Origin of the sequence: Burkholderia sp. BCC1644, assembly GCF_902833225.1 — a bacterium.
Lineage (GTDB): Bacteria > Pseudomonadota > Gammaproteobacteria > Burkholderiales > Burkholderiaceae > Burkholderia.
In genome coordinates this window covers 42,126-62,318 of sequence record NZ_CADFEI010000005.1, presented here as the reverse complement: position 1 = coordinate 62,318, position 20,193 = coordinate 42,126, and the positions used below count along the sequence as shown (strand labels likewise).

The 20,193-nt window shown below is 67.9% G+C and carries 16 protein-coding genes and 1 other RNA gene; 8 read left to right on the top strand and 9 right to left on the bottom strand.

Features of this window, described 5'->3' with window-relative positions; genetic code table 11:
• Positions 1–14: 14 nt before the first annotated feature.
• A complete protein-coding gene (locus HWX87_RS11225) occupies positions 15–1,931 on the bottom strand; it encodes a sigma-54-dependent Fis family transcriptional regulator (protein ID WP_176047202.1) in 1,917 nt (638 codons plus the stop codon).
• Between the two features lie 518 nt (positions 1,932–2,449).
• On the opposite strand from HWX87_RS11225, the gene HWX87_RS11220 reads away from it, so the two are divergent.
• The 6 genes from HWX87_RS11220 (at position 2,450) to lipA (ending at position 8,552) form a co-directional block, all read left to right on the top strand.
• On the top strand, positions 2,450–3,508 hold the full coding sequence (locus tag HWX87_RS11220) for an NAD(+)/NADH kinase (RefSeq protein ID WP_176047201.1): 1,059 nt from the start codon (positions 2,450–2,452) through the stop codon (positions 3,506–3,508).
• 59 nt (positions 3,509–3,567) lie between these two features.
• Positions 3,568–4,344 carry an SDR family NAD(P)-dependent oxidoreductase gene (locus HWX87_RS11215; RefSeq protein ID WP_176047200.1) on the top strand — a complete coding sequence of 259 codons (777 nt, stop codon included), beginning with the start codon at positions 3,568–3,570 and terminating at the stop codon, positions 4,342–4,344.
• Between the two features lie 77 nt (positions 4,345–4,421).
• Complete coding sequence (locus tag HWX87_RS11210; protein WP_176047199.1) at positions 4,422–5,405, top strand: thiamine pyrophosphate-dependent dehydrogenase E1 component subunit alpha; 984 nt, start codon at positions 4,422–4,424, stop codon at positions 5,403–5,405.
• Between the two features lie 54 nt (positions 5,406–5,459).
• Positions 5,460–6,464 (top strand): alpha-ketoacid dehydrogenase subunit beta, encoded by a 1,005-nt coding sequence (locus HWX87_RS11205; protein ID WP_176047198.1) that lies wholly within the window; start codon positions 5,460–5,462, stop codon positions 6,462–6,464.
• 4 nt (positions 6,465–6,468) lie between these two features.
• Positions 6,469–7,584 (top strand): acetoin dehydrogenase dihydrolipoyllysine-residue acetyltransferase subunit, encoded by a 1,116-nt coding sequence (locus tag HWX87_RS11200; protein WP_176047197.1) that lies wholly within the window; start codon positions 6,469–6,471, stop codon positions 7,582–7,584.
• A gap of 2 nt (positions 7,585–7,586) precedes the next feature.
• Positions 7,587–8,552 carry a lipoyl synthase gene (lipA, locus tag HWX87_RS11195; protein ID WP_176047196.1) on the top strand — a complete coding sequence of 322 codons (966 nt, stop codon included), beginning with the start codon at positions 7,587–7,589 and terminating at the stop codon, positions 8,550–8,552.
• Positions 8,553–8,563: 11 nt separating this feature from the next.
• On the opposite strand, the gene HWX87_RS11190 is transcribed toward lipA, so the two are convergent.
• From HWX87_RS11190 to trxA, 8 genes are all read right to left on the bottom strand, one after another.
• The gene (locus HWX87_RS11190) at positions 8,564–9,928 is read right to left on the bottom strand and encodes an MATE family efflux transporter (protein ID WP_176047195.1); all 1,365 of its coding nucleotides are present in this window, start codon (positions 9,926–9,928) and stop codon (positions 8,564–8,566) included.
• A gap of 2 nt (positions 9,929–9,930) precedes the next feature.
• Complete coding sequence (locus HWX87_RS11185; RefSeq protein WP_176047194.1) at positions 9,931–11,763, bottom strand: glycosyltransferase family 39 protein; 1,833 nt, start codon at positions 11,761–11,763, stop codon at positions 9,931–9,933.
• Positions 11,764–11,907: 144 nt separating this feature from the next.
• Positions 11,908–12,168 carry a type B 50S ribosomal protein L31 gene (locus HWX87_RS11180; RefSeq protein WP_006753671.1) on the bottom strand — a complete coding sequence of 87 codons (261 nt, stop codon included), beginning with the start codon at positions 12,166–12,168 and terminating at the stop codon, positions 11,908–11,910.
• A gap of 158 nt (positions 12,169–12,326) precedes the next feature.
• A complete protein-coding gene (locus HWX87_RS11175; RefSeq protein WP_176047193.1) occupies positions 12,327–13,160 on the bottom strand; it encodes a M90 family metallopeptidase in 834 nt (277 codons plus the stop codon).
• A gap of 38 nt (positions 13,161–13,198) precedes the next feature.
• Positions 13,199–14,755 carry an MFS transporter gene (locus HWX87_RS11170; RefSeq protein ID WP_176047192.1) on the bottom strand — a complete coding sequence of 519 codons (1,557 nt, stop codon included), beginning with the start codon at positions 14,753–14,755 and terminating at the stop codon, positions 13,199–13,201.
• Positions 14,752–15,252 (bottom strand): MerR family transcriptional regulator, encoded by a 501-nt coding sequence (locus HWX87_RS11165; protein WP_176047191.1) that lies wholly within the window; start codon positions 15,250–15,252, stop codon positions 14,752–14,754. The genes HWX87_RS11170 and HWX87_RS11165 overlap by 4 nt, the downstream gene beginning before the upstream one ends.
• 130 nt (positions 15,253–15,382) lie before the next feature.
• Entirely contained in the window at positions 15,383–16,645 is a 1,263-nt protein-coding gene (gene rho / locus HWX87_RS11160; RefSeq protein ID WP_006478662.1) for a transcription termination factor Rho, read from the bottom strand.
• A 195-nt stretch (positions 16,646–16,840) separates the two neighbouring features.
• Positions 16,841–17,167 (bottom strand): thioredoxin TrxA, encoded by a 327-nt coding sequence (trxA, locus tag HWX87_RS11155; protein WP_006402348.1) that lies wholly within the window; start codon positions 17,165–17,167, stop codon positions 16,841–16,843.
• 390 nt (positions 17,168–17,557) lie between these two features.
• On the opposite strand from trxA, the gene ffs reads away from it, so the two are divergent.
• Positions 17,558–17,656: signal recognition particle sRNA small type (gene ffs / locus HWX87_RS11150), an RNA gene on the top strand.
• A gap of 127 nt (positions 17,657–17,783) precedes the next feature.
• Positions 17,784–20,144, top strand: a complete 2,361-nt coding sequence (locus tag HWX87_RS11145) for a DNA polymerase III subunit gamma/tau (RefSeq protein WP_176047190.1) — start codon at positions 17,784–17,786, stop codon at positions 20,142–20,144.
• Positions 20,145–20,193 lie beyond the last annotated feature (49 nt).

Below are 20,193 nucleotides of genomic sequence, written 5' to 3'. Positions count from 1 at the left end.
GTCGCGCCCGTGCGTCACGCGCGGTGCGGCGCGACGATCCGGTGTTTCGCGATGCGCCGATACAGCGTCGCACGCGAAATGCCGAGCGCCCGTGCGGCCGCGTCGGGCCGCCAGCGGTGCGCGGTGAGCGCTGCGACGATGCGGCCGCGTTCGTCGTCGGGCAGTGCGCCGGGCGACGCGCCGCCGAGCTGCGCGGCGAGGTCGGCCGGCAGGTCGTGCCACGTCACGCGCGCGGCGTCGCACACCGCACACGCATAGCGCAGCACGTTGCGCAGTTGCCGCACGTTGCCGGGCCACGCATACGCAGCGAGCTGCTCGGCGAGCGTCGCGTCGAGCGTGAGCACGTGGCCGGTTGCCTGCGCCTCCTCGGCGAACACGGCGGCAATCACGTCGCGCACGTCCGCGCGTTCGCGCAGCGGCGGCAGTTCGAACGTCGCGCCGCTCAGCCGGTAGTACAGGTCTTCGCGGAACGTCCCGTCGGCCACCATCCGCGCGAGATCGCGGTGCGTCGCGCAGATCACGTCGAGATCGACGCGCACGGGCGTATCGCTGCCGAGCGGCACGACCTCGCCGTCGGCGAGCACGCGCAACAGGCGCGTCTGCAGCGCGAGCGGCATGTCGCCGATTTCATCGAGAAACAGCGTGCCGCCGTCGGCGAGCGCGATCTTGCCGCGCGCGCCGTGCTTGCGCGCACCGGTGAACGCGCCGGCCGCATAGCCGAACAGTTCGCTCTCGATCAGCGCGTCCGGCAGCGCGCCGCAATTGACGGCGACGAACGGCCGCGCACGCCGCGCACCGGCATCGTGGATCGCGCGTGCGAATACTTCCTTGCCCGCACCGGTTTCGCCGAGCACGAGGATCGGCAGCCGCTTGCCGGCCACGCGCAGCGCGAGCTCGGCCTGTTGTGCAATATGCGTGTCGCTGCTGTGCAGGAACGGCGTCAGCGCGCCGACGTGGCGTGGCGCGGTGCCCGCGCGGCGCGATACCGTGCCGGGTTCGCGGCCGGCGCGCCGTAGCGGCGCCCGCAACCGCGCATGGAGCGGTGCGCCGGTCGCGCGCAGCCGCAGCGCGACGATCGTGTCGAGCCGCGCGGCATCGCGCAGCGGCATCTCGGTCGCATCGAAGATCTCGTCGATATGGCGCGGCTCGCGCAGCGCCGGCAGCGCGTCGCGTGCCTGCCGGTTCGCGGCGACGATGTTGCCGCATTCGTCGAACGCGATCAGCCATTCGGGTTGCGCTTCGACGTAGTGACGGTTTGGATGCCCGAACAGGATCCAGTACTGCGCGGTGCTGTGCACGAAGTAGCCGTCCTCGATCAGCGCCGCGCTTTGCCGCACGAGCTGGTAGACGAGGCGCTGGCTGTCGCGGCCGTCGGGCGAGTGCACGGCCGACGCGTCGAGCACGCCGATCAGTTCGCCGCCCGGCGAGAAGATCGGTGCCGCGCTGCAGGTGAGCGTCGTGAACGCCGCGCGAAAGTGATCGGTCTTGTGCACGGTGATCGGCGCGAGATCGGTCAGCACGTTCGCGACGCCGCACGTTCCTTCCTCGCTTTCCGACCAGCACGAGCCGATGTGCAGCCCCGCATGACGGAAGTCGTTGCGGCGCCCGTGGTCGATCCGGTAGTCGATCGTCACGCCGTGCGCGTCGGTCAGCATCACGCAGTAGTCGGCGACGCGGATCATGTCGTGCAGCCGCGTCAGGCACTGGCCCGACGCGCGCAGGAAGGCTTCTTCCTTGTCGCGCACTTCGCGCAGCTCGGCCGCGGTCAGCACCCGCGGGCCGATCGATGAAGCGGGGTCGAGACAGTAGCGCTCGAGCGACCGTTGCCACGACGACACGAGACGCTCGGAGTCGGCCGGTGCGGGCAGGCGCCCGGCGAGCGCGCCGAGTACACGGTCGGCGTGCTGGGCCTGGGGGACGGCGTAGGGCATGGTCGGCTCCGGTTCCGTACGGCGGGGATATCGCTGTCCTTGTAGCACATCCCGTTCGGCGGATCACATTGCATCGCAGCACGCGGTGCGCGTGAGACGTTCGTCTCACCGGTATCTCGCCGTGTCTCGCGCCGCTGAGACAGCCGCATGCGTGGCGTGCGGTGGTCGGCAGGCTTGCCGGCGCATGCGTCGAGCCGCACGCGTGCGGGGTTTGCGGGCAGCGTGGTGCGCATGCACGGATGCCGGGACGATCGCGCCGTCGCATCGACGTCGTGAGACGCACCGGCGGATTCGCCATGTGCTGCGTCGTCACGATCGCGCATCCCGAACACGTGCCTGCCTGCCGCGCCAGTGTGCACGCGGGTTCCACGGTCATCGCCGCGACGATGGCACGCCGCTTGCAGAGATCACGGGCAAGCCGATGCGGTCGTGTCGGCGACGACGATCCGCCGCCCGTCGATGGTAGCGGACGAAACAGGCAGGGCAGGCATGCCGGCCCACTGGATGGAGACGAACCCGTGACGACGCCCGTTACCGTCGGTGTGATCGCGAACCCCGCATCGGGGCGCGACATCCGCCGCCTCACGACGCATGCATCCGTATTTCCGACGGCCGAGAAGGCGAACATGATCGTGCGCCTGCTGGCCGGCCTCGGTGCGATGGGCGTCGAGCGCGTCCTGACGCTGCGCGACCGCACGGGCATCGCGACGCTGCTGCTGCGCGCGATCGACACGCATCGCGCGGTCGCGCCGCACGAACGCTGGCCCGAGGTCGAATTCGTCGACCTGCCGATCACCGATACCGTCGCCGACACGCAGGCCGGCGCCGCGTACCTGCACCGGATGGAAGTCGCGCTGATCGTCGTGCTCGGCGGCGACGGCACCCATCGCGCGGTGGCCGCGCATTGCGGCGCGACGCCGCTCGTCGCGCTGTCCACCGGCACCAACAATGCGTTTCCCGAACATCGCGAGGCGACCGTCGCCGGCGTCGCGGCAGGGCTCGCCGCGACCGGCGCCGTGCCGGCCGAGGTCGCGTTCGTGCGCAACAAGCGGCTCGTCGTGCGTTGCGTGGCCGGTGCGCAGCCGGGGCGCGAGGAAATCGCGCTGGTCGACGTGTGCGCCGCGCGGCAGCGTTTCATCGGCGCGCGCGCGATCTCCGGATCCGACGACATCGATTCGCTCTACCTGACGTTCGCGGAACCGGACGGTATCGGCCTGTCCGCGCTCGGCGGCGCGTGGGCGCCGCTCGAACGCAGCGCGCCGCACGGGCTCGCGATGCGCTTCGCGGAAGCCGGCAAGACGGCCGGCACGCCGCTCGTGGCGCCGATCGCGCCGGGTCGCGTCGACCGCGTCGTGATGCGCAGTTGCGAACGGCTCGAACCGGGCACGTGGCAGGCGATTCCGTTCGAACGCGGCACGCTCGCGTTCGACGGCGAGCGCGAGATCGAGGTCGCGCGCGGCGATCGCTACGAGATCTCGCTCGACTGGCGCGGGCCGCTGACGGTCGATGTCGGCCGCACGCTGCGCTACGCGTCGTCGCGGCAATTGCTGCGCGACGCCGGCGCGTGGCACGACTGAGCATCCGGTTTCTCGCGACACATTTGGACATCCATAACGATCATCAAGGAGACATTGCCATGACACCCCCACTCGAAGGACAGGTCGCCATCGTCACGGGCGGCGCGCGCGGCATCGGCCGCGGCATTGCCCTGACGCTTGCCGGCGCGGGCGCCGACATCCTGCTGGCCGATCTGCTCGACGACGCGCTCGACGCCACCGCGCGCGAGGTGCGCGCGCTTGGCCGCCGCGCGGCGGTTGCGAAGGTCGACGTCACCCAGGCCGCACAGGTCGACGCGATGGTCGCGCAGGCGCTCGCCGATCTCGGCCGGCTCGACATCCTCGTGAACTGCGCGGGCGTGATCAGCATTCATCCGGTTGCCGAGCTGACCGAACGCGACTGGGATTTCGTGATGGACGTGAACGCGAAAGGCACGTTCCTTGGCTGCCGCGCGGCGCTCGCGCATCTGAAGGCGCAGGGGCACGGCCGGATCATCAACGTCGCGTCGATCGCGGGCAAGGAGGGCTTTCCGAATCTCGCGCACTACAGCGCATCGAAATTCGCGGTCGTCGGCTTCACGAATGCGCTCGCGAAGGAACTCGCGCGCGACGGCGTGACCGTCAACGCGATCTGCCCCGGCATCGTCCGTACCGACATGTGGGACCGGCTGTCCGACGCATGGAAGACCGGCGGCGAAACGGTCGAGGAATCGTGGCAGCGGCACCAGTTGACGCTGATCCCGCAGGGCCGCGCGCAGACGCCGGAGGACATGGGCCGGCTCGCGCTGTTCTTCGCGACGATGGACAACGTGACAGGCCAGGCCGTGAACGTCGACGGCGGCTTCACGTTCCACTGACGGCCGCAGGCCGTGCAATCCGTCGCCACGGCATCGCCGCGGCGGCATTCGCAGTCAGACCTACCCAGGAGACATACATGACCGCTTCGACACAGCTCAGCAGGGACACACTGCTGGACGCCTACCGGCTGATGCGCACGATTCGCGAATTCGAGGAGCGCCTGCACGTCGAATTCGCGACCGGCGAGATTCCCGGCTTCGTTCACCTCTACGCGGGCGAAGAGGCGTCCGCGGTCGGCACGATCCTACATCTCGGCCTCGCCGACTACGTCGCGACCACGCACCGCGGCCATGGCCATTGCATCGCGAAGGGCGTCGACGTGCACGGGATGATGGCCGAGATCTACGGCAAGAAAACCGGCGTTTGCCATGGCAAGGGCGGCTCGATGCATATCGCCGACCTGTCGATGGGGATGCTCGGCGCGAACGGGATCGTCGGCGCGGGCGGCCCGCTCGTGTGCGGCGCCGCGCTCGCGGCGAAGCACAAGAAGACGGGCGGCGTCGGCGTGTGCTTCTTCGGCGACGGCGCGTCGAACCAGGGCGTGATCTTCGAATCGATGAACCTCGCGTCGGTGTGGCGTCTGCCTGCGATCTTCGTGGCGGAGAACAACGGTTATGCGGAAGCGACGTCGTCGAGCTGGTCGGTCGCGACCGACAACATCGCCGATCGTGCGAACGGGTTCGGGATGCCGGGCGTGATCGTCGACGGCTTCGACTTCTTCGCGGTGCACGAAGCGCTTGGCGAGGCCGTCGTGCGCGCGCGCAACGGCGGCGGCCCGACGCTCGTCGAGGTGAAGTTCACGCGCTATTTCGGCCACTTCGAAGGCGATGCGCAAACCTACCGTGCGCCGGGCGAGGTGCAGAAGCTGCGCGACGAGAAGGACTGCCTGAAGCATTTCGAGACGCGTGTCGTGCGCGCCGAGGCGCTGACGACGGCCGACCTGCGCGCGGTCGACGCGCAGGTGAAGGCGCTGATCGACGACGCGGTCGCGCAGGCGAAGGCCGCGCCGGTGCCGGATGCCGCAGACCTGCTGACCGACGTCTACGTGTCGTATCCGTGAACGCGGCCTGACACCGCAGCCGGCACGGCGAACCGAACATTCCAGGAGACAGACATGGCAAGGAAGATCACTTATTCGCAGGCGATCAACGAAGCGCTCGCGCAGGAAATGGCGCGCGACGACAGCGTGATCGTGATGGGCGAGGACAATGCGGGCGGCGCGGGCGCGCCGGGCGAGGACGACGCATGGGGCGGCGTGCTCGGCGTGACGAAGGGGCTGTTCCACAAGTTTCCGGGCCGCGTGCTCGATACGCCGCTGTCCGAGGGCGGCTACATCGGCGCGGCGGTCGGCGCGGCCGCGTGCGGGATGCGGCCGGTCGCGGAGCTGATGTTCATCGATTTCATGGGCGTGTGCTTCGACCAGATCTTCAACCAGGCCGCGAAGTTCCGCTACATGTTCGGCGGCAAGGCCGTGACGCCGGTCGTGATTCGCGCGATGTACGGCGCCGGTTTGCGTGCGGCCGCGCAGCATTCGCAGATGCTGACGTCGCTGTTCACGCACATTCCGGGGCTGAAGGTCGTGTGTCCGTCGACGCCGTACGACGCGAAAGGGCTGCTGATCCAGGCGATCCGCGACAACGATCCCGTGATCTTCCTCGAACACAAGCTGCTCTATACGCGCGAAGGCGACGTGCCGGAGGAGTCCTATGCGATTCCGTTTGGCGAGGCGAACGTGGTGCGCGAGGGCGACGACGTGACGATCGTCACGTATGGCCGGATGGTGCATCTCGCGACGGATGCGGCCGCGAAGCTCGCGAAGGACGGCATCCAGTGCGACGTGATCGACCTGCGCACGACGTCGCCGCTCGACGAGGAAACGATCCTCGAAAGCGCGGAGCGTACCGGGCGCGTGGTGGTCGTCGACGAAGCGAATCCGCGCTGCTCGATCGCGACCGACATCGCCGCGCTCGTCGCGCAGCGCGCATTTCATTCGCTGAAGTCGCCGATCGAGCTCGTCACCGCGCCGCATACGCCCGCGCCGTTCGCGAGCGTGCTCGAAGACCTGTACATCCCGACCGCCGATGCGATTGCGCAGGCGGTCCTGAAGACGAGGAGCTGACACGATGTCGATTCACATGATCACGATGCCCAAGTGGGGGCTGTCGATGGAGCAGGGGCAGGTCAACGGCTGGCTGAAGGCGCTCGGGGAACGCGTGACCAAGGGCGATGAGGTGCTCGACGTCGAGACCGACAAGATCTCGTCGGGCGTCGAATGCGCGTTCGACGGCACGCTGCGCCGGCAGGTCGCGCAGGAAGGCGACACGCTGCCGGTCGGCGCGCTGCTCGGCGTCGTCGCGGCGGCCGAGGCGAGCGATGCCGACATCGATGCGGCGATCGCCGAATTCCAGCGCGATTTCGTGCCGAGCGCGGCTGCCGACGAAGCGGCCGGCCCGCAACCCGAGAAGGCGCAGATCGGCGGCCGCACGGTGCGTTTCCTGAAGCTCGGCGAAGGCGCCGGCACGCCCGCCGTGCTGATCCACGGCTTCGGCGGCGACCTGAACAACTGGCTGTTCAATCACGCGGATCTCGCCGCGCACCGACCCGTGTGGGCGCTCGATCTGCCCGGTCATGGCGAATCGGGCAAGGCGGTCGAGACGGGCAGCCTCGACGAACTGGCCGACACGGTGCTCGCGCTGCTCGATGCGAAGGGCATCGACCAGGCGCACCTGATCGGCCATTCGATGGGCGGCGCGGTGGCGATGGCGGCGGCCGAGCGCACGCCGCAACGTGTCGCGTCGCTGACGCTGATCGCGAGTGCGGGGCTCGGCACCGACATCAACCGTGCGTACATCGACGGTTTCGTCGCCGGCAACAGCCGCAACACGCTGAAGCCGCACCTCGGCGCGTTGTTTGCCGACAACGCGCTGGTCACGCGGCAGCTCGTCGAGGATCTCGTCAAGTACAAGCGGCTCGAAGGCGTGCAGGCCGCGCTGGAGCAGATCGCGAATGCCGCGTTCGACGGCGCCGCACAGCGGCGCGTGTTCCGCGACCGGCTCGCGACGCTTGCGCCGCGCACGCTCGTGATCTGGGGCGAGCGCGACCAGGTGATTCCCGCGCAGCATGCGCAGGGCTTGCCGGACGGCGTGCGGGCCGAGGTGATCGCCGGCAGCGGGCACATGGTGCAGATGGAGGCGGCCGCCGACGTGAACCGCCTGATCGTCGCGTTTCTCGGAGACTGACGATGGCCGCCGCGCTCGAACGACCCAGCCTCACGGCGCTCGGCCAGCCGGGCACGCGCAGCCGCGACAAGCTCGCGCGCATTCCGGTGCGCGTCGAGCCCGCGGCCGGCGCGGCGCTGCCGAAGCCGCCGTGGCTGCGCGCGCGGCCGATGATGAGCGCGGCGGTGGCCGACATGGCCGCCGTGCTGCGCGACCATCGGCTGCATTCCGTCTGCGAGGAGGCGATGTGTCCGAACATCGGCGAATGCTTCGCGCAGCGCACCGCGACCTTCATGATCATGGGCGGGCTGTGCACGCGGCGCTGCCCGTTCTGCGATGTCGCGCACGGCCGCCCCGATCCGCTCGATCCCGACGAGCCCGCGCGGCTGGCCGACGCGGCCGCGGCGCTCGGGTTGCGCTACGTCGTGATCACGTCGGTCGACCGCGATGACCTGCGCGACGGTGGCGCGGCGCATTTCGCCGCGTGCATCGCGGCGGTGCGCGCGAGCGTGCCGCGCATCGGCGTCGAAGTCCTGACGCCGGACTTCCGTGGCCGCGTGGCGCGTGCGCTCGAGGCGCTGTCGACGGCGTGGCCGGACGTGTTCAACCACAACATCGAGACGGTGCCGTCGCTGTATTGCGCGGCGCGGCCGGGCGCCGACTATCGCGGCTCGCTCGACTTGCTCGCGCAGGCGAAGCGCGCGCGGCCGGGGCTGGTGACGAAATCGGGGTTGATGCTCGGGCTCGGCGAGTGCGACGACGAAGTGCGCGACACGCTGCGCGACCTGCGCGCGCACGACGTCGACGTGCTGACGCTCGGCCAGTATCTCGCGCCGTCGGAACACCATCTGCCGGTGCGGCGTTACGTGAGCCCGGAGGCGTTCGCTGCGTGGCGCGACGAGGCGCTCGAACTTGGTTTCAGGGAAGTCGTCGCCGGCCCGCTCGTGCGGTCGTCCTATCATGCGGCCGACGTGCTGGAGGACGCGTAGCGGGCCTTGTGTCAGGCGGCGGAGGCGGCGGCAGCGGCGTGCGCACGACTCACGCGGCGCAGGTACAGCACGAGCCCGGCGCCTGCGAGCATCAGGCTGACCGTGTTCGCGAACCAGAAGCCGCGCGCGCCGGTCAGCCACGCGGGCGCGATGCCGCCGACGTCGAAGCCGAGCACGTAGCCGCCGCTGAGCCCGACGCCCCACAGCGCGACCGCATAGATCACGGTCGGCACGACCGCGACCTTGTAGGCGCGCAGTACGAACGCCGACGTGACCTGCAGCGCATCGAAGCAGTGGTAGCACGCGACGATCGCGACGAGCGGCATCGCGGCCGCGGCGACGGCCGGGTTCGGCGTATAGCCGCCGATGATCAGCGGGCGCAGCGTGAACACGAGCACGCCGTAGGCGGCCGCCACGCCGCACGCGAACATCACGCTGTGCCGGCCGAGCAGCCGCGCTTCTTCCGGGCGTCCGGCGCCGAGCGCGCGCGCGACCAGCGTCGATGCCGCCACGCCGATCGACAGTGGTGTCATGTACAGCACCGCGCCGATGTTGCCGGCGATCTGGTGGCCGGCGAGCGTCGTCGTGCCGAACTGCGCGATGAACAGCGCCATGCACGTGTACGACGTGACCTCGATCAGGTACGACAGGCCCATCGGCACGCCGAGCTTCAGGATCGCCTTCTGGCGCTCCCAGACGGGCCAGCAGAAGCGCGAGAAGATCGCGAGCGGCGCGAACACGTCGAGCTTCGCGAGCAGCGTATAGCCGATCAGCGCAAGTCCCCAGTTGATCAGCGTGCTGGCCAGCCCGCAGCCCGGGCCGCCGAGGGCCGGCACGCCGAACCCGCCGAAGATGAACCACACGTTGAGCGGAAACTTGAGCAGCAGCGCGCCGATCTGCAGGATCATCGCGAGCCGCGGCTTGCCGGCCGCATTGGTCAGCGCGTTGTAGATGCGGAAGACGAGGCTGGCAGGCAGCCCGTACGACAGGATGCGCAGGTAGTCGACGGTGCGGTCGTGCAGCGCGGCGGGTGTGTGCGCGACACGCAGCAGCGGCTCGGGAAAATGCAGCAGCAGGAAGCCGGGCACGGCGAGCAGCAGCGCGAGCCACAGCGCCTGGCGTACTTCTTCTCCGATCTCGGCATAGCGCCGCGCGCCGTACAGCTGCCCGGTGATCGGTTGCAGCGCCGACAGGATGCCCGTCAGGCCGATATAGATCGAGATGTAGATCGACGAGCCGAGCCCGAGCGCGGCGAGATCGACGGCCGAATAGCGGCCGACCATCGCGGTGTCGATCACGCCGAACGCGATGATCGCGAGCTGGCCGACGAGCACCGGCCACGCGAGACCGACGATCCGGCGGATGTCGCCGAACATCGTCAATCGGCCGCCTGGCGGCGGGGCGGGCGCTTCTTGACGGGCGTCTTCGGCCGTTCGATGCGCTCGTACAGGCGGAAGCGTTCGTCGCGGTCGGCGACGCGGCGGCCTTCCCACACGAGACGCCACACGTATTGCGACATCGCGCTCGGCTCGCCGAAGTCCGCGCGGTCCTGGCGCAGGATCACGTCGCAGTCGCCGGAGAAATCGAAGTGCATGTCGCCGAAATACGCGAAGGTCGCGATCTGCGCATCGCCGAGCCGCACGGGCGAGATGCACTCGTAGTCGGACGGCAAATGCACGGCGATCTGTTGCGCGACATCGCGGTAGGTCCGGCCGTAGTTGACGATCGGCAGCCACAGCGTCATCAGCAGCACCCACATCAGCGTGGTACCGGCGCCCGACAGCACGACGCTGCGCCACAGTACTTTCGGCTGCCGCGAGATGCGCCAGCGCACGAGAAAGCACCAGCACACCGTGACGATCACCGCGCAGATGAACGACAGGATCTTGAAATGCGGTTCGTAGCCGGGCACGAGGCGCGCGAGGTTGCGTGCGAGCGGATGCGGGAAGCCGGTGAGCGACGCGAGCCACACGAGCCACACGAAGGTGCCGAGGATCGTGAAGCTCAGCACCGCGAACCAGTCGATCGCGTTGATCGCGCCGCGCTTCAGGGTCGGCAGCGCGAACGTCGCCAGCACGGCGAGCGGCGGCAGCAGCAGCATGTACATGCGGTTCGACTGCTGGCTCTGCAGGATCACGAGCGCGACGAGCGGCACCGCAACCGACAGCGGAATGGCGATGTGTGCGCGGCGGCGCATGCCGGCCCAGCTCCACCAGGCCCAGATCGCGAGCGGCCATGCGGGCCAGGTGAACAGCGGCAGGTTCTTTGCCGCATAGCCGAGCACGGCCGTCGGCGGTCCCGAAAAGCGCATCAGGCTGCCGTGGATCCACTGGTTGAAGAACCACGCGGCGTCGTCGGGCGCGGCGACGAACGCGGCGAGCGGCCACAGCGCGAAGATCGCGGCCGCGAGCGGCACGCCGATCAGGGGCAGGCGCAGGTTGCGCATCTCTGGCGTGACGAGCCACAGCGCGGCCGTGCCGGCGAGCAGCGCGACGACCAGCACGGGGTTGCCGGACAGCGCGACGAGGCCGATCGCGACGCCCCACCACAGCGCGCCCTGCATCGGCTTGTCGATGCCGCGTACGATCCCGTACACGAGCATCGCGATCCATGCGAACTGTGCAAGCTGCGGCGTCGTTTCGTGCCCGCGCTCCGCGAGGCCGAAACATGCGACGAGCACCAGCAGCGCGCCGTCGGCGAGCGTGCGGCCGTAGTCGCGCGGCTCGGGTTCGCCTCCGAATGCGTATTTGAACGGCTGGACCTCGGCGCGCCGGCCGAGCAGGTAGGCCGCGTACCAGACGAATGCGCACGCGACGCAGAACAGCACGCCCGTATCGACGCGCGACGCGTTGCTGGCATCGACCCAGGGGCCGAGGCCGCGGATCGACAGCGCGCCGAGCCAGTAGCCGAGCGGCCCGTCGGTCGTGATGAACTTGCCGACGAGGTTCGGCAGCAGCCAGTCGTGCCAGCCGCCCTTGGCCATCGTCCACATCACGCCGAAGCCCGCCGCGTCCTCGTTCTTCCACGGGTCGCGGCCGAACAGGCCGAACGCCGCGTAGACGAGGCAGAGCGTGAGCAGCAGCCAGCGCGGTAGCGCACGCGTGGCGGAGGCGGTGAGACGGACGACAGGCTTCATGCAGATGAGCGTTTTGTTATGGGCGGGCGTCCGGCGCGGTCGCGCGCGGACGAGCCGGTTTCGAGCATCCGGCATTGTAGACGCGCCGGCCGTGACGCGTCAGGTCGATGCCCGGACGCCGGCCGGCGGTTTCCGGGCGAGCAGAGACAAAAAAGGGCAGCCTGGGCTGCCCTTTTGTGCGATACCGGCGCAATGCAACCACCGGATACGGAGCGAAGCTTACTTCGCCTTGCCGCTGGCGCGAACGCCGAACTTGTTCTTGAACTTCTCGACACGGCCTGCCGTGTCCATGATCTTTTGCTGACCCGTGTAGAACGAGTGCGATTCCGACGACACTTCGATCTTGGCGAGCGGGTAGGTCTTGCCGTCGAGTTCGATGTTTTCGCGCGTCTGGATCGTCGAGCGCGTGATGAACTTGAAGCCGTTCGACATGTCTTGGAAGACGACTTCGCGGTAATTCGGGTGGATGCCTTCTTTCATGGTCTTTCCTTGGTGAGAGCGGTAGCCAACCCGCCGCTTGCCGTGCCGGCCTGCGCACATTGCGCAATACCAGACGACGCCAAGCCCGGCGCGAGCCACTTGCCTAAGGTCGAAAAACGGCGATTATGCCAGAAAATCAGATGGTTGACGAATAATTTTCAACGTGCGTCGAGGGCGCCGGTGCCGGCCGGATCCTGCCGGTAGTAGCGCGCGAGCAGCCGGTACAGCTCCGGAAATTCGGACTCGAACGCTTTCGGCCGCACGAACAGCGCCTCGCTGCATACCGCGAAGAATTCCGACGGGTGGTCGGCCGCATAGGGATCGATCAGCGAGTCCCGCTCGAAGCGCGCCCACGCACGGTCCGGCACCGCGTCGACGCGTGCGCAGAACTGGTCGTACGCATGCTCGAACACGTCGGCCCAGGCCTGTGCATCGAGATGCGGCGCGTGCCAGCGGCGAAACAGGGGCGGATAGCCGTCGGCCGCGCCGTTGACCATGTCGATCTTGTGCGCGAATTCGTGGATCACGACGTTGTACGCGTCCCGGCCGTCAGTCATTTGCGCGTCTTCCCACGACAGGATCACCGGGCCGCCTTCCCAGGCCTCGCCGCTCGCGTCCTGCTCGACTTCGTGGACCACGCCGTCCTCGTCCTGCACGGTCTTGCGGATCACGAATTCGCCCGGATACACGACGACGCCGACCCAGCCGTCGTACAGCGACAGGTCGAGATTCAGCACGGGCAGGCAGGCTTGCGCGGCGATCGCGACGATCATCTCGTCGGTCAGTTCCAGCCCGTGCGCGGTCGAGAACGATTTCTTCGCGACGAACAGGCTCGTCAGCTCGCGCAGCCGGCCGAGCGCATCAGGCGCCAGCGCCGCGAGGAACGGCAGGCGCTCGACGGTGTCCTGCCACAGCGCGTCGGAGATCGGGTGGCTGCGCAGCGCACGGTCGCGGCGGCGGTCGTCGAACCAGCGGGTGAGTTTCGAGAGCATGGAGATGGCTGACGATAATCCAAAGCCTGTCTTTTAACTCAATCGATCTCTTTTTGCCATGCTGCGAAGACGCCGCCGACGAGCGCGACGCCCGCCAGGAAGTAAAAGCCGTCGAGCGACGCGAGGAACGACGCCTGTTGCGCGACCATCCGCGCGATCGAGGCGATCGCGAGGGCGTGCGCCTCGTTCAGCGCATGGCCCGCGGCGGCATAGCTGCGCGTCAGCGCGTCGACGGTCTGCTGAAATAGCGGGTCGAACACGTTCGCGCGCTCGACGAGCCGCGTCTGGTGCACGGCGACGCGGTGCTGCTCGACGATGATCACCGACGACGTCGCGAACGAGATCGTCAGTTGCCGGACGATGTTCTTCAGCCGGTAGCCATGCGTATATTCGTCGATCGCGAAGATCCGGAACGTCAGGTTGGCCACCGGCAGGACGATGAAGAGCAGCAGCAGTCCGCGCAGCAGCAGCGGCACGATCAGCGCGGCTTCGCCGACCTGCGGCGTCATGCGCGTCATCCACAACGCGGCCGCGACGGCGATCGCGAATCCCGGCACGACGAACCACTTCTTGTGCGTGACGAACTTCGCATAACGCAGGTACGCGAACAGCGCGGTGGCCGAAATCAGCGACATCGTGCCCACCAGGCGTCCGGCGTTCTCGACCGGATAGCCGAGCCCGCCTTCGAGAAACCGCGACGTCAGGTAACTGAAACCCGTCGTCTCGTAGTAATAGAACATGTAGAGCAGCAGCCCGACCTGGAAGGTACGCTCTCGAAACGCATGCAGCCGCACGAGCGGCGTCGGGTGGTTCCACTGGTGATACGCGAACCACGCGAGCGCGCCGATCCCCGCGATCGTCAGCAAGATCAGCATCGGCGAGCCGCTGTAGAGCTGGTAATGCACCTGCTGCAGCACGATCTGCAGCGCGCCTTGTGCGAGCGCGAACACGACATACGGCCAGAAGTGTCCGGAGCCGCGTTCGTCGTCGGGCGTGCGCCCCGAGTCGGGCAGCGTGAGCAGCGCGAGGATCGCGAATGCGATGCCGGCCGGCGCCGTGCATGCGAACAGGGCGCGCCATGTCGAATGCGCGACCAGCAGCCCGCCCGCGATCGGCGCGAGCGCGCTGCCGAGCAGGATCATGATCAGGAATGCGCGCGTCGCGGGCGGCCGCTCCTGCGGCTTGAAGCTGATCTGGATCAGGATGCGGCACGCACCCATCATCGGGCCGATGAAATACCCCTGGAAACCGCGCGCGAACGCGAGTTGCAGCGACGTATCGGCGAGCGCGGCCGCGATCGCGCCGAACGAGAACATCAGCATGCAGCCGGCGACGTAACGGCGATGGCCGAGCCGGTCGACCCACCATTGCTGCTGCAGGATGCCGAGCACGGCCGTGACCGCGTACGCGCTCGATGACCATACGAGTTCGTCGGGCGACGCGTTGATGCCGCCGGCGATGTAGCTGGCGAAGAACGAGAAGACCGCGTTGTCGAAGTAGTCGATGCCGGTGACGAGTGCGAGTGCCCACGGGAACAGGTCCATGCGCAGGTTCGCACGGCTCCACAGCGGCGGGCGACCGGCCCCCGCGTTCATTCGCGATCCTTGTGCGTGCGCCGCGTGCCGGCTTCGGCCTGTCGCTGCGCGATCAGCGCATCGGGGTTTTCGCCGGCGAGACGCCGCTCGACGTAGTCGATGTCGTGCTGCAGTTCCTTGCGCAGCGCGACGGCTTCTTTCAGTTCGCGCTGGACCGCCGCGATCCGCCGGTCGAGCGTGTCGATCTGTTCGGCAAGGCCGGTGCGGATGTCGCGCAGCGACGCGTCCGAATAGCGGCGCCGGCCGTCGCCCGTTTCTTCCAGCGGGCGTTTCAGCATTTCGGTGATGCCGTGCAGCGAGAAGCCGAGCGCGCGTAGCCGCAGGATGCGCGCGAAGCGCTCGAGGTCGGCTTCATCGTAGAGGCGGTAGCGGCCGCCGCTGCGCGTTGGCGTGACGAGCCCGCGCTCTTCGTAGTACTTCAGCGTGCGCGGCGTGACGCCGAGCCGCGATGCGGCGTCGCTCACGGTCAGCAGCGGGGTGGAGGCGTCGTTCGGCATCGGGAGGCGCGGGGTTGGGGCGGGGCGATGACGCGATTATAGATCAACCTGTACGTTCACGTTCAGGTTGGGGCCTGAAAACGGCCGCCGGGCAAGCTGCGCGGGCGGCCGTCTTGCGGAGCGGAGGCGATCAGCCGCCGCGGCGCATCAGGTCGAAGAACTCGGAGTTGCTCTTCGTCTGGCGGATCTTGTCGAGCAGGAATTCCATGGCCTCGACTTCGTCCATGTCGTGGATGAACTTGCGCAGCACCCAGATCTTCTGAAGGATTTCGGGCTTGATCAACATTTCTTCGCGACGCGTGCCCGACTTGTTCAGGTTGATCGACGGGTAGACGCGCTTTTCCGCGAGGCGGCGCTCGAGGTGCACTTCCATGTTGCCGGTGCCCTTGAACTCTTCGTAGATCACGTCGTCCATGCGGCTGCCGGTTTCGATCAGCGCCGTGCCGATGATCGTCAGCGAACCGCCTTCCTCGATGTTGCGCGCCGCGCCGAAGAAGCGCTTCGGACGCTGCAGTGCGTTTGCGTCGACACCACCCGTCAGCACCTTGCCCGATGCGGGGATCACGGTGTTGTACGCGCGGGCGAGACGCGTGATCGAGTCGAGCAGGATCACGACGTCGTGCTTCATTTCGACGAGGCGCTTGGCCTTCTCGATCACCATTTCGGCGACCTGGACGTGGCGCGTGGCCGGTTCGTCGAACGTCGATGCGATCACTTCGCCGGCGACCGAGCGCTGCATTTCGGTCACTTCTTCAGGGCGTTCGTCGATCAGCAGCACGAACAGGATCACGTCCGGGTGGTTCTGCTTGATCGCGTGTGCGATGTGCTGGAGCATCACGGTCTTGCCCGACTTCGGCGATGCGACGAGCAGGCCGCGCTGGCCCTTGCCGATCGGCGCGATCATGTCGATGATGCGGCCCGTGACGTTCTCTTCGCCGCGCATTTCGCGTTCGAGCGACAGCGGCTTGTTCGGGTGCAGCGGCGTGAGGTTCTCGAACATGATCTTGTGTTTCGAGGCCTCGGGCGGCTGCCCGTTGACTTTGTCGACCTTCACCAGCGCGAAGTAGCGCTCGCCGTCCTTCGGCGTGCGGACTTCACCTTCGATGGTGTCGCCGGTGTGCAGGTTGAAGCGGCGGATCTGCGACGGGCTGATGTAGATGTCGTCGGTGCTCGCGAGGTACGACATTTCCGGCGAGCGCAGGAAGCCGAAGCCGTCCGGCAGCACTTCGAGCGTACCGTCGCCGAAGATCGTCTCTCCCGTCTTGGCGCGCTTTTTAAGAATGGCAAACATCAACTCCTGCTTGCGCAGGCGGTTCGCGTTTTCGATCTCCAGGCCATTGGCCATTTCGATCAGTTCGGAGACGTGCAGAGACTTGAGCTCGGATAAATGCATACGGAGAACCCGCCAGGGAGGAGAAGCGACGAAAGAAAATAAGGGAGGAGGGCGAGCGGAAGCGCTCAGAGACTTAAATGCGTCTTGTCGACGTTTTTTAATTCTAGCATAGGCCGATTCGCGCTTGAGCGAGCGATCGGCGGCTTGACGGCGGACGTGTTGCCGGCTGACAACACGTCCGCGGAACGGCCGGTATTACAGGTGGCTGTCCAGGAATGCGGTGAGCTGCGACTTCGACAGCGCGCCGACCTTCTGCGCGGCGGCCGCGCCGTTCTTGAACAGGATCAGCGTCGGGATGCCGCGCACGCCGAACTTCGCGGGCGTCGCCTGGTTGTCGTCGACGTTGATTTTCGCGATCTGCAGCTTGTCGCCGTAGTCCTTCGCGACTTCGTCGAGGATCGGGGCGATCATCTTGCACGGGCCGCACCATTCGGCCCAGAAATCGACGAGCACGGGCTTGTCGGATTTGACGACGTCCTGTTCGAACGATGCGTCGCTGATGTGTTTGATCTGTTCGCTCATTGGGTCAATACCTCTTACGGTTCGGGGACTGCCTGCTTGCGCGTTGCGGCGTACCGGCCGCCGTAGGCTGCCGGCCGCTGCGGCAGGCCACTCCGCGCTCCGGAAAGGAGGGGCGTAAGCACTGCATGCCGCGGCTCGCGGGTCGTTCGGGCGTCATATTAGCCTAAATTGCTATCTGCTGCGGGCGGCGATAGTAGCCGCTACGCGAGTAGGGGTACGACGCGACGTTCGACCGTTGTGCCATGCAAGTGGAGGCTGGCCTGCAGATTACAAGGGGCGGGCACGCTTGCGCGTCGTACGAACGGATGGCGCGCCGGTTTGCCCGGCGATATTCGCATTGATGCGAACAAACGGTCGCATTCATCCGGAAGCGGTGATAGAATATACCGTGACGGGCCTCCTCGCATGGTGGGGCGGTGAACCTGGTCAGGTCGGGAACGAAGCAGCCACAATCGTTTTCCGCCAGTGCCGAGGGTTGGGCTCGTCACCTTCCATCTCGCCCCATTCGCCGGGCGTTTTTTATTTCTGCATCACACTCCGTTCGACCCGCACTTTGCCCGTTCTCCGCACCGTTTCGCGTGTCGGCGCGACGCAGCGTTACTGATACAATTTCCCGATGACCTATCAAGTTCTCGCACGCAAGTGGCGTCCGAAGGATTTCGCTTCGCTCGTCGGCCAGGAGCACGTCGTCAGGGCGCTCACGCACGCGCTCGACGGCGGGCGTCTCCATCACGCCTATCTGTTTACCGGAACCCGCGGTGTCGGCAAGACGACGCTGTCGCGGATCTTCGCCAAGGCACTCAACTGTGAAACCGGCGTCACGTCGCAGCCGTGCGGCGTGTGCCGCGCCTGTCGCGAGATCGACGAGGGCCGTTTCGTCGATTACGTCGAAATGGATGCCGCGAGCAACCGCGGCGTCGATGAGATGGCCGCGCTGCTCGAGCGCGCGGTGTACGCGCCTGTCGATGCGCGCTTCAAGGTCTACATGATCGACGAAGTGCACATGCTGACGAACCACGCGTTCAACGCGATGCTGAAGACGCTCGAAGAGCCGCCGCCGCACGTCAAGTTCATCCTCGCGACGACCGATCCGCAGAAGATTCCCGTTACCGTGCTGTCGCGCTGCCTGCAGTTCAACCTGAAGCAGATGCCGGCCGGGCACATCGTGTCGCATCTCGAGCGGATCCTCGGCGAAGAGCAGATCACGTTCGAGCAGCAGGCGCTGCGCCTGCTCGCGCGTGCGGCGCAGGGCAGCATGCGCGATGCGCTGTCGCTCACCGACCAGGCGATCGCGTATTCGGCGAACGAAGTGACCGAGTCGGCCGTGTCGGGCATGCTCGGCGCGCTCGACCAGACTTACATGGTGCGTCTGCTCGACGCGCTCGCGGCTGGCAGCGGCCCCGAAATCCTCACGATCGCTGACGAAATGTCGCTGCGCAGCCTGTCGTTCTCGACCGCGCTGCAGGATCTCGCAAGCCTGCTGCACCGGATCGCGTGGGCGCAGTTCGCCCCGGGATCGGTGCTCGACGAATGGCCGGAAGCGGCCGATCTGCGCCGCTTCGCGGAGACGTTGAGCCCCGAACAGGTGCAGTTGTTCTATCAGATCGCGACGGTCGGTCGTGCGGAGCTCGGTCTTGCGCCGGACGAGTACGCCGGTTTCACGATGACGCTGCTGCGGATGCTCGCGTTCGAGCCGACGGTTGCCGCCGGCAGTGCGCCGGGCGGTCAGCCGTCCGTGCCGCGGGCCGTGCCGGCTCCGCGCGCTGCCGCGGCATCGGCCGCTGCTGCGAAGCCGGTATCGGCTGCGCCCGTCGAGGCGGCGCGTCCGCCGGCGGCTGCCCCGGCTGCTCCGAGCGCACCCGTCGTGCGTTCGGCACCTGCTCGGCCCGAAGACGAAGCCCGCCCGCCGTCCGCGAAGCCGGTTGCCGTTCAGGCGCCCGCGCCGGTGCCGGTTGACGCGCTCGTCATTGAAACGCCGCAGCCGGGAACGGATGCCGTGCAGCAAGCAGCGCCGGATCTGCCGCCGCCTGCCCGCAACGAGCCCGAACCGCCTGCGGCGGCCGCTGTTGCGGTTGCGCCGCAAATCGAAGAGCCGGTCGCACAGGCCGCGCCGGTGCCGCGCGCTGCGCCGCCGGAGCCGGCTGCACGCCCGGCCGCGCGCGCAGGCGGTGCCGCCGCCGCGCTCGACGTGCTGCGCAATGCAGGGATGCGCGTGTCGTCCGATCGCGGGCGCGCAGGCGCGGCGCCGAAACCGGCAGCCCAGCCGGTCGCCGAGAAGCCGGCCGCACCGCGTCCCGTCGTGCCGGTGCCGACGCCGCGTGCTGCAGCCCGTGCGCCGCAGGCTGCCGATTCGCGCCAGGCCTCACCGCCGTGGGAAGACATTCCGCCCGACGACTACGTGCCGCTCAGCGCCGACGAGATGTTCGGCGGCCCGGACGACGGCTTCGTGCCGGTGTTCGACAGCGGTCCCGACGATGTGCGCGTGATGCCGAAACCGGCGGAAACGCGTCCGTCCACACCGGTCGATACGCGTCCGTTGCCGCCCGCCATCGCGCTGGATCCGCTCGGCTTCGACGGCGAATGGCCGGCGCTGGCTGCGCGCTTGCCGCTGAAGGGCGTCGCGTACCAGCTCGCATTCAACAGCGAACTGACGGCCGTCGACGCGACCACCGTGAAACTTTCGGTGCCGGTGCCGCAATACGCGGACGCCGCGCAGGTGGCGAAGCTGAAGGCGGCGCTGGCCGACGCGCTCGGCAAACCCGTCGAGGTGACCGTCGAGGTCGGGCCCGCACTGCGCACCGCGGCGGCGCTCGATGCGGCCGCGCGCGCGGCGCGCCAGCGCGAGGCCGAGCAGGAGATTCACGGCGATCCGTTCGTCCAGCAGCTCGTGCGCGACTTCGGTGCGCGCATCGTCGAGGGTTCGGTCCGTCCGCTCGCCGATTCGGCGCCGGACGGCGTGCCGCCGACGCTGCATTGAACTGACCGCCCCGCGACAGGCACAATCACGCCCCGCACACTTTGGCCGG

Coding starts and splice junctions, on each gene's coding strand:
- HWX87_RS11185 (WP_176047194.1), bottom strand. CDS start 11,763: ATGCCGGATGCTCGAAACCGGCTCGTCCGCGCGCGACCGCGCCGGACG.
- HWX87_RS11190 (WP_176047195.1), bottom strand. CDS start 9,928: ATGTTCGGCGACATCCGCCGGATCGTCGGTCTCGCGTGGCCGGTGCTC.
- HWX87_RS11205 (WP_176047198.1), top strand. CDS start 5,460: ATGGCAAGGAAGATCACTTATTCGCAGGCGATCAACGAAGCGCTCGCG.
- lipA (WP_176047196.1), top strand. CDS start 7,587: ATGGCCGCCGCGCTCGAACGACCCAGCCTCACGGCGCTCGGCCAGCCG.
- HWX87_RS11180 (WP_006753671.1), bottom strand. CDS start 12,168: ATGAAAGAAGGCATCCACCCGAATTACCGCGAAGTCGTCTTCCAAGAC.
- HWX87_RS11175 (WP_176047193.1), bottom strand. CDS start 13,160: ATGCTCTCGAAACTCACCCGCTGGTTCGACGACCGCCGCCGCGACCGT.
- HWX87_RS11165 (WP_176047191.1), bottom strand. CDS start 15,252: ATGCCGAACGACGCCTCCACCCCGCTGCTGACCGTGAGCGACGCCGCA.
- HWX87_RS11215 (WP_176047200.1), top strand. CDS start 3,568: ATGACACCCCCACTCGAAGGACAGGTCGCCATCGTCACGGGCGGCGCG.
- rho (WP_006478662.1), bottom strand. CDS start 16,645: ATGCATTTATCCGAGCTCAAGTCTCTGCACGTCTCCGAACTGATCGAA.
- trxA (WP_006402348.1), bottom strand. CDS start 17,167: ATGAGCGAACAGATCAAACACATCAGCGACGCATCGTTCGAACAGGAC.
- HWX87_RS11170 (WP_176047192.1), bottom strand. CDS start 14,755: ATGAACGCGGGGGCCGGTCGCCCGCCGCTGTGGAGCCGTGCGAACCTG.
- HWX87_RS11200 (WP_176047197.1), top strand. CDS start 6,469: ATGTCGATTCACATGATCACGATGCCCAAGTGGGGGCTGTCGATGGAG.
- HWX87_RS11145 (WP_176047190.1), top strand. CDS start 17,784: ATGACCTATCAAGTTCTCGCACGCAAGTGGCGTCCGAAGGATTTCGCT.
- HWX87_RS11225 (WP_176047202.1), bottom strand. CDS start 1,931: ATGCCCTACGCCGTCCCCCAGGCCCAGCACGCCGACCGTGTACTCGGC.
- HWX87_RS11210 (WP_176047199.1), top strand. CDS start 4,422: ATGACCGCTTCGACACAGCTCAGCAGGGACACACTGCTGGACGCCTAC.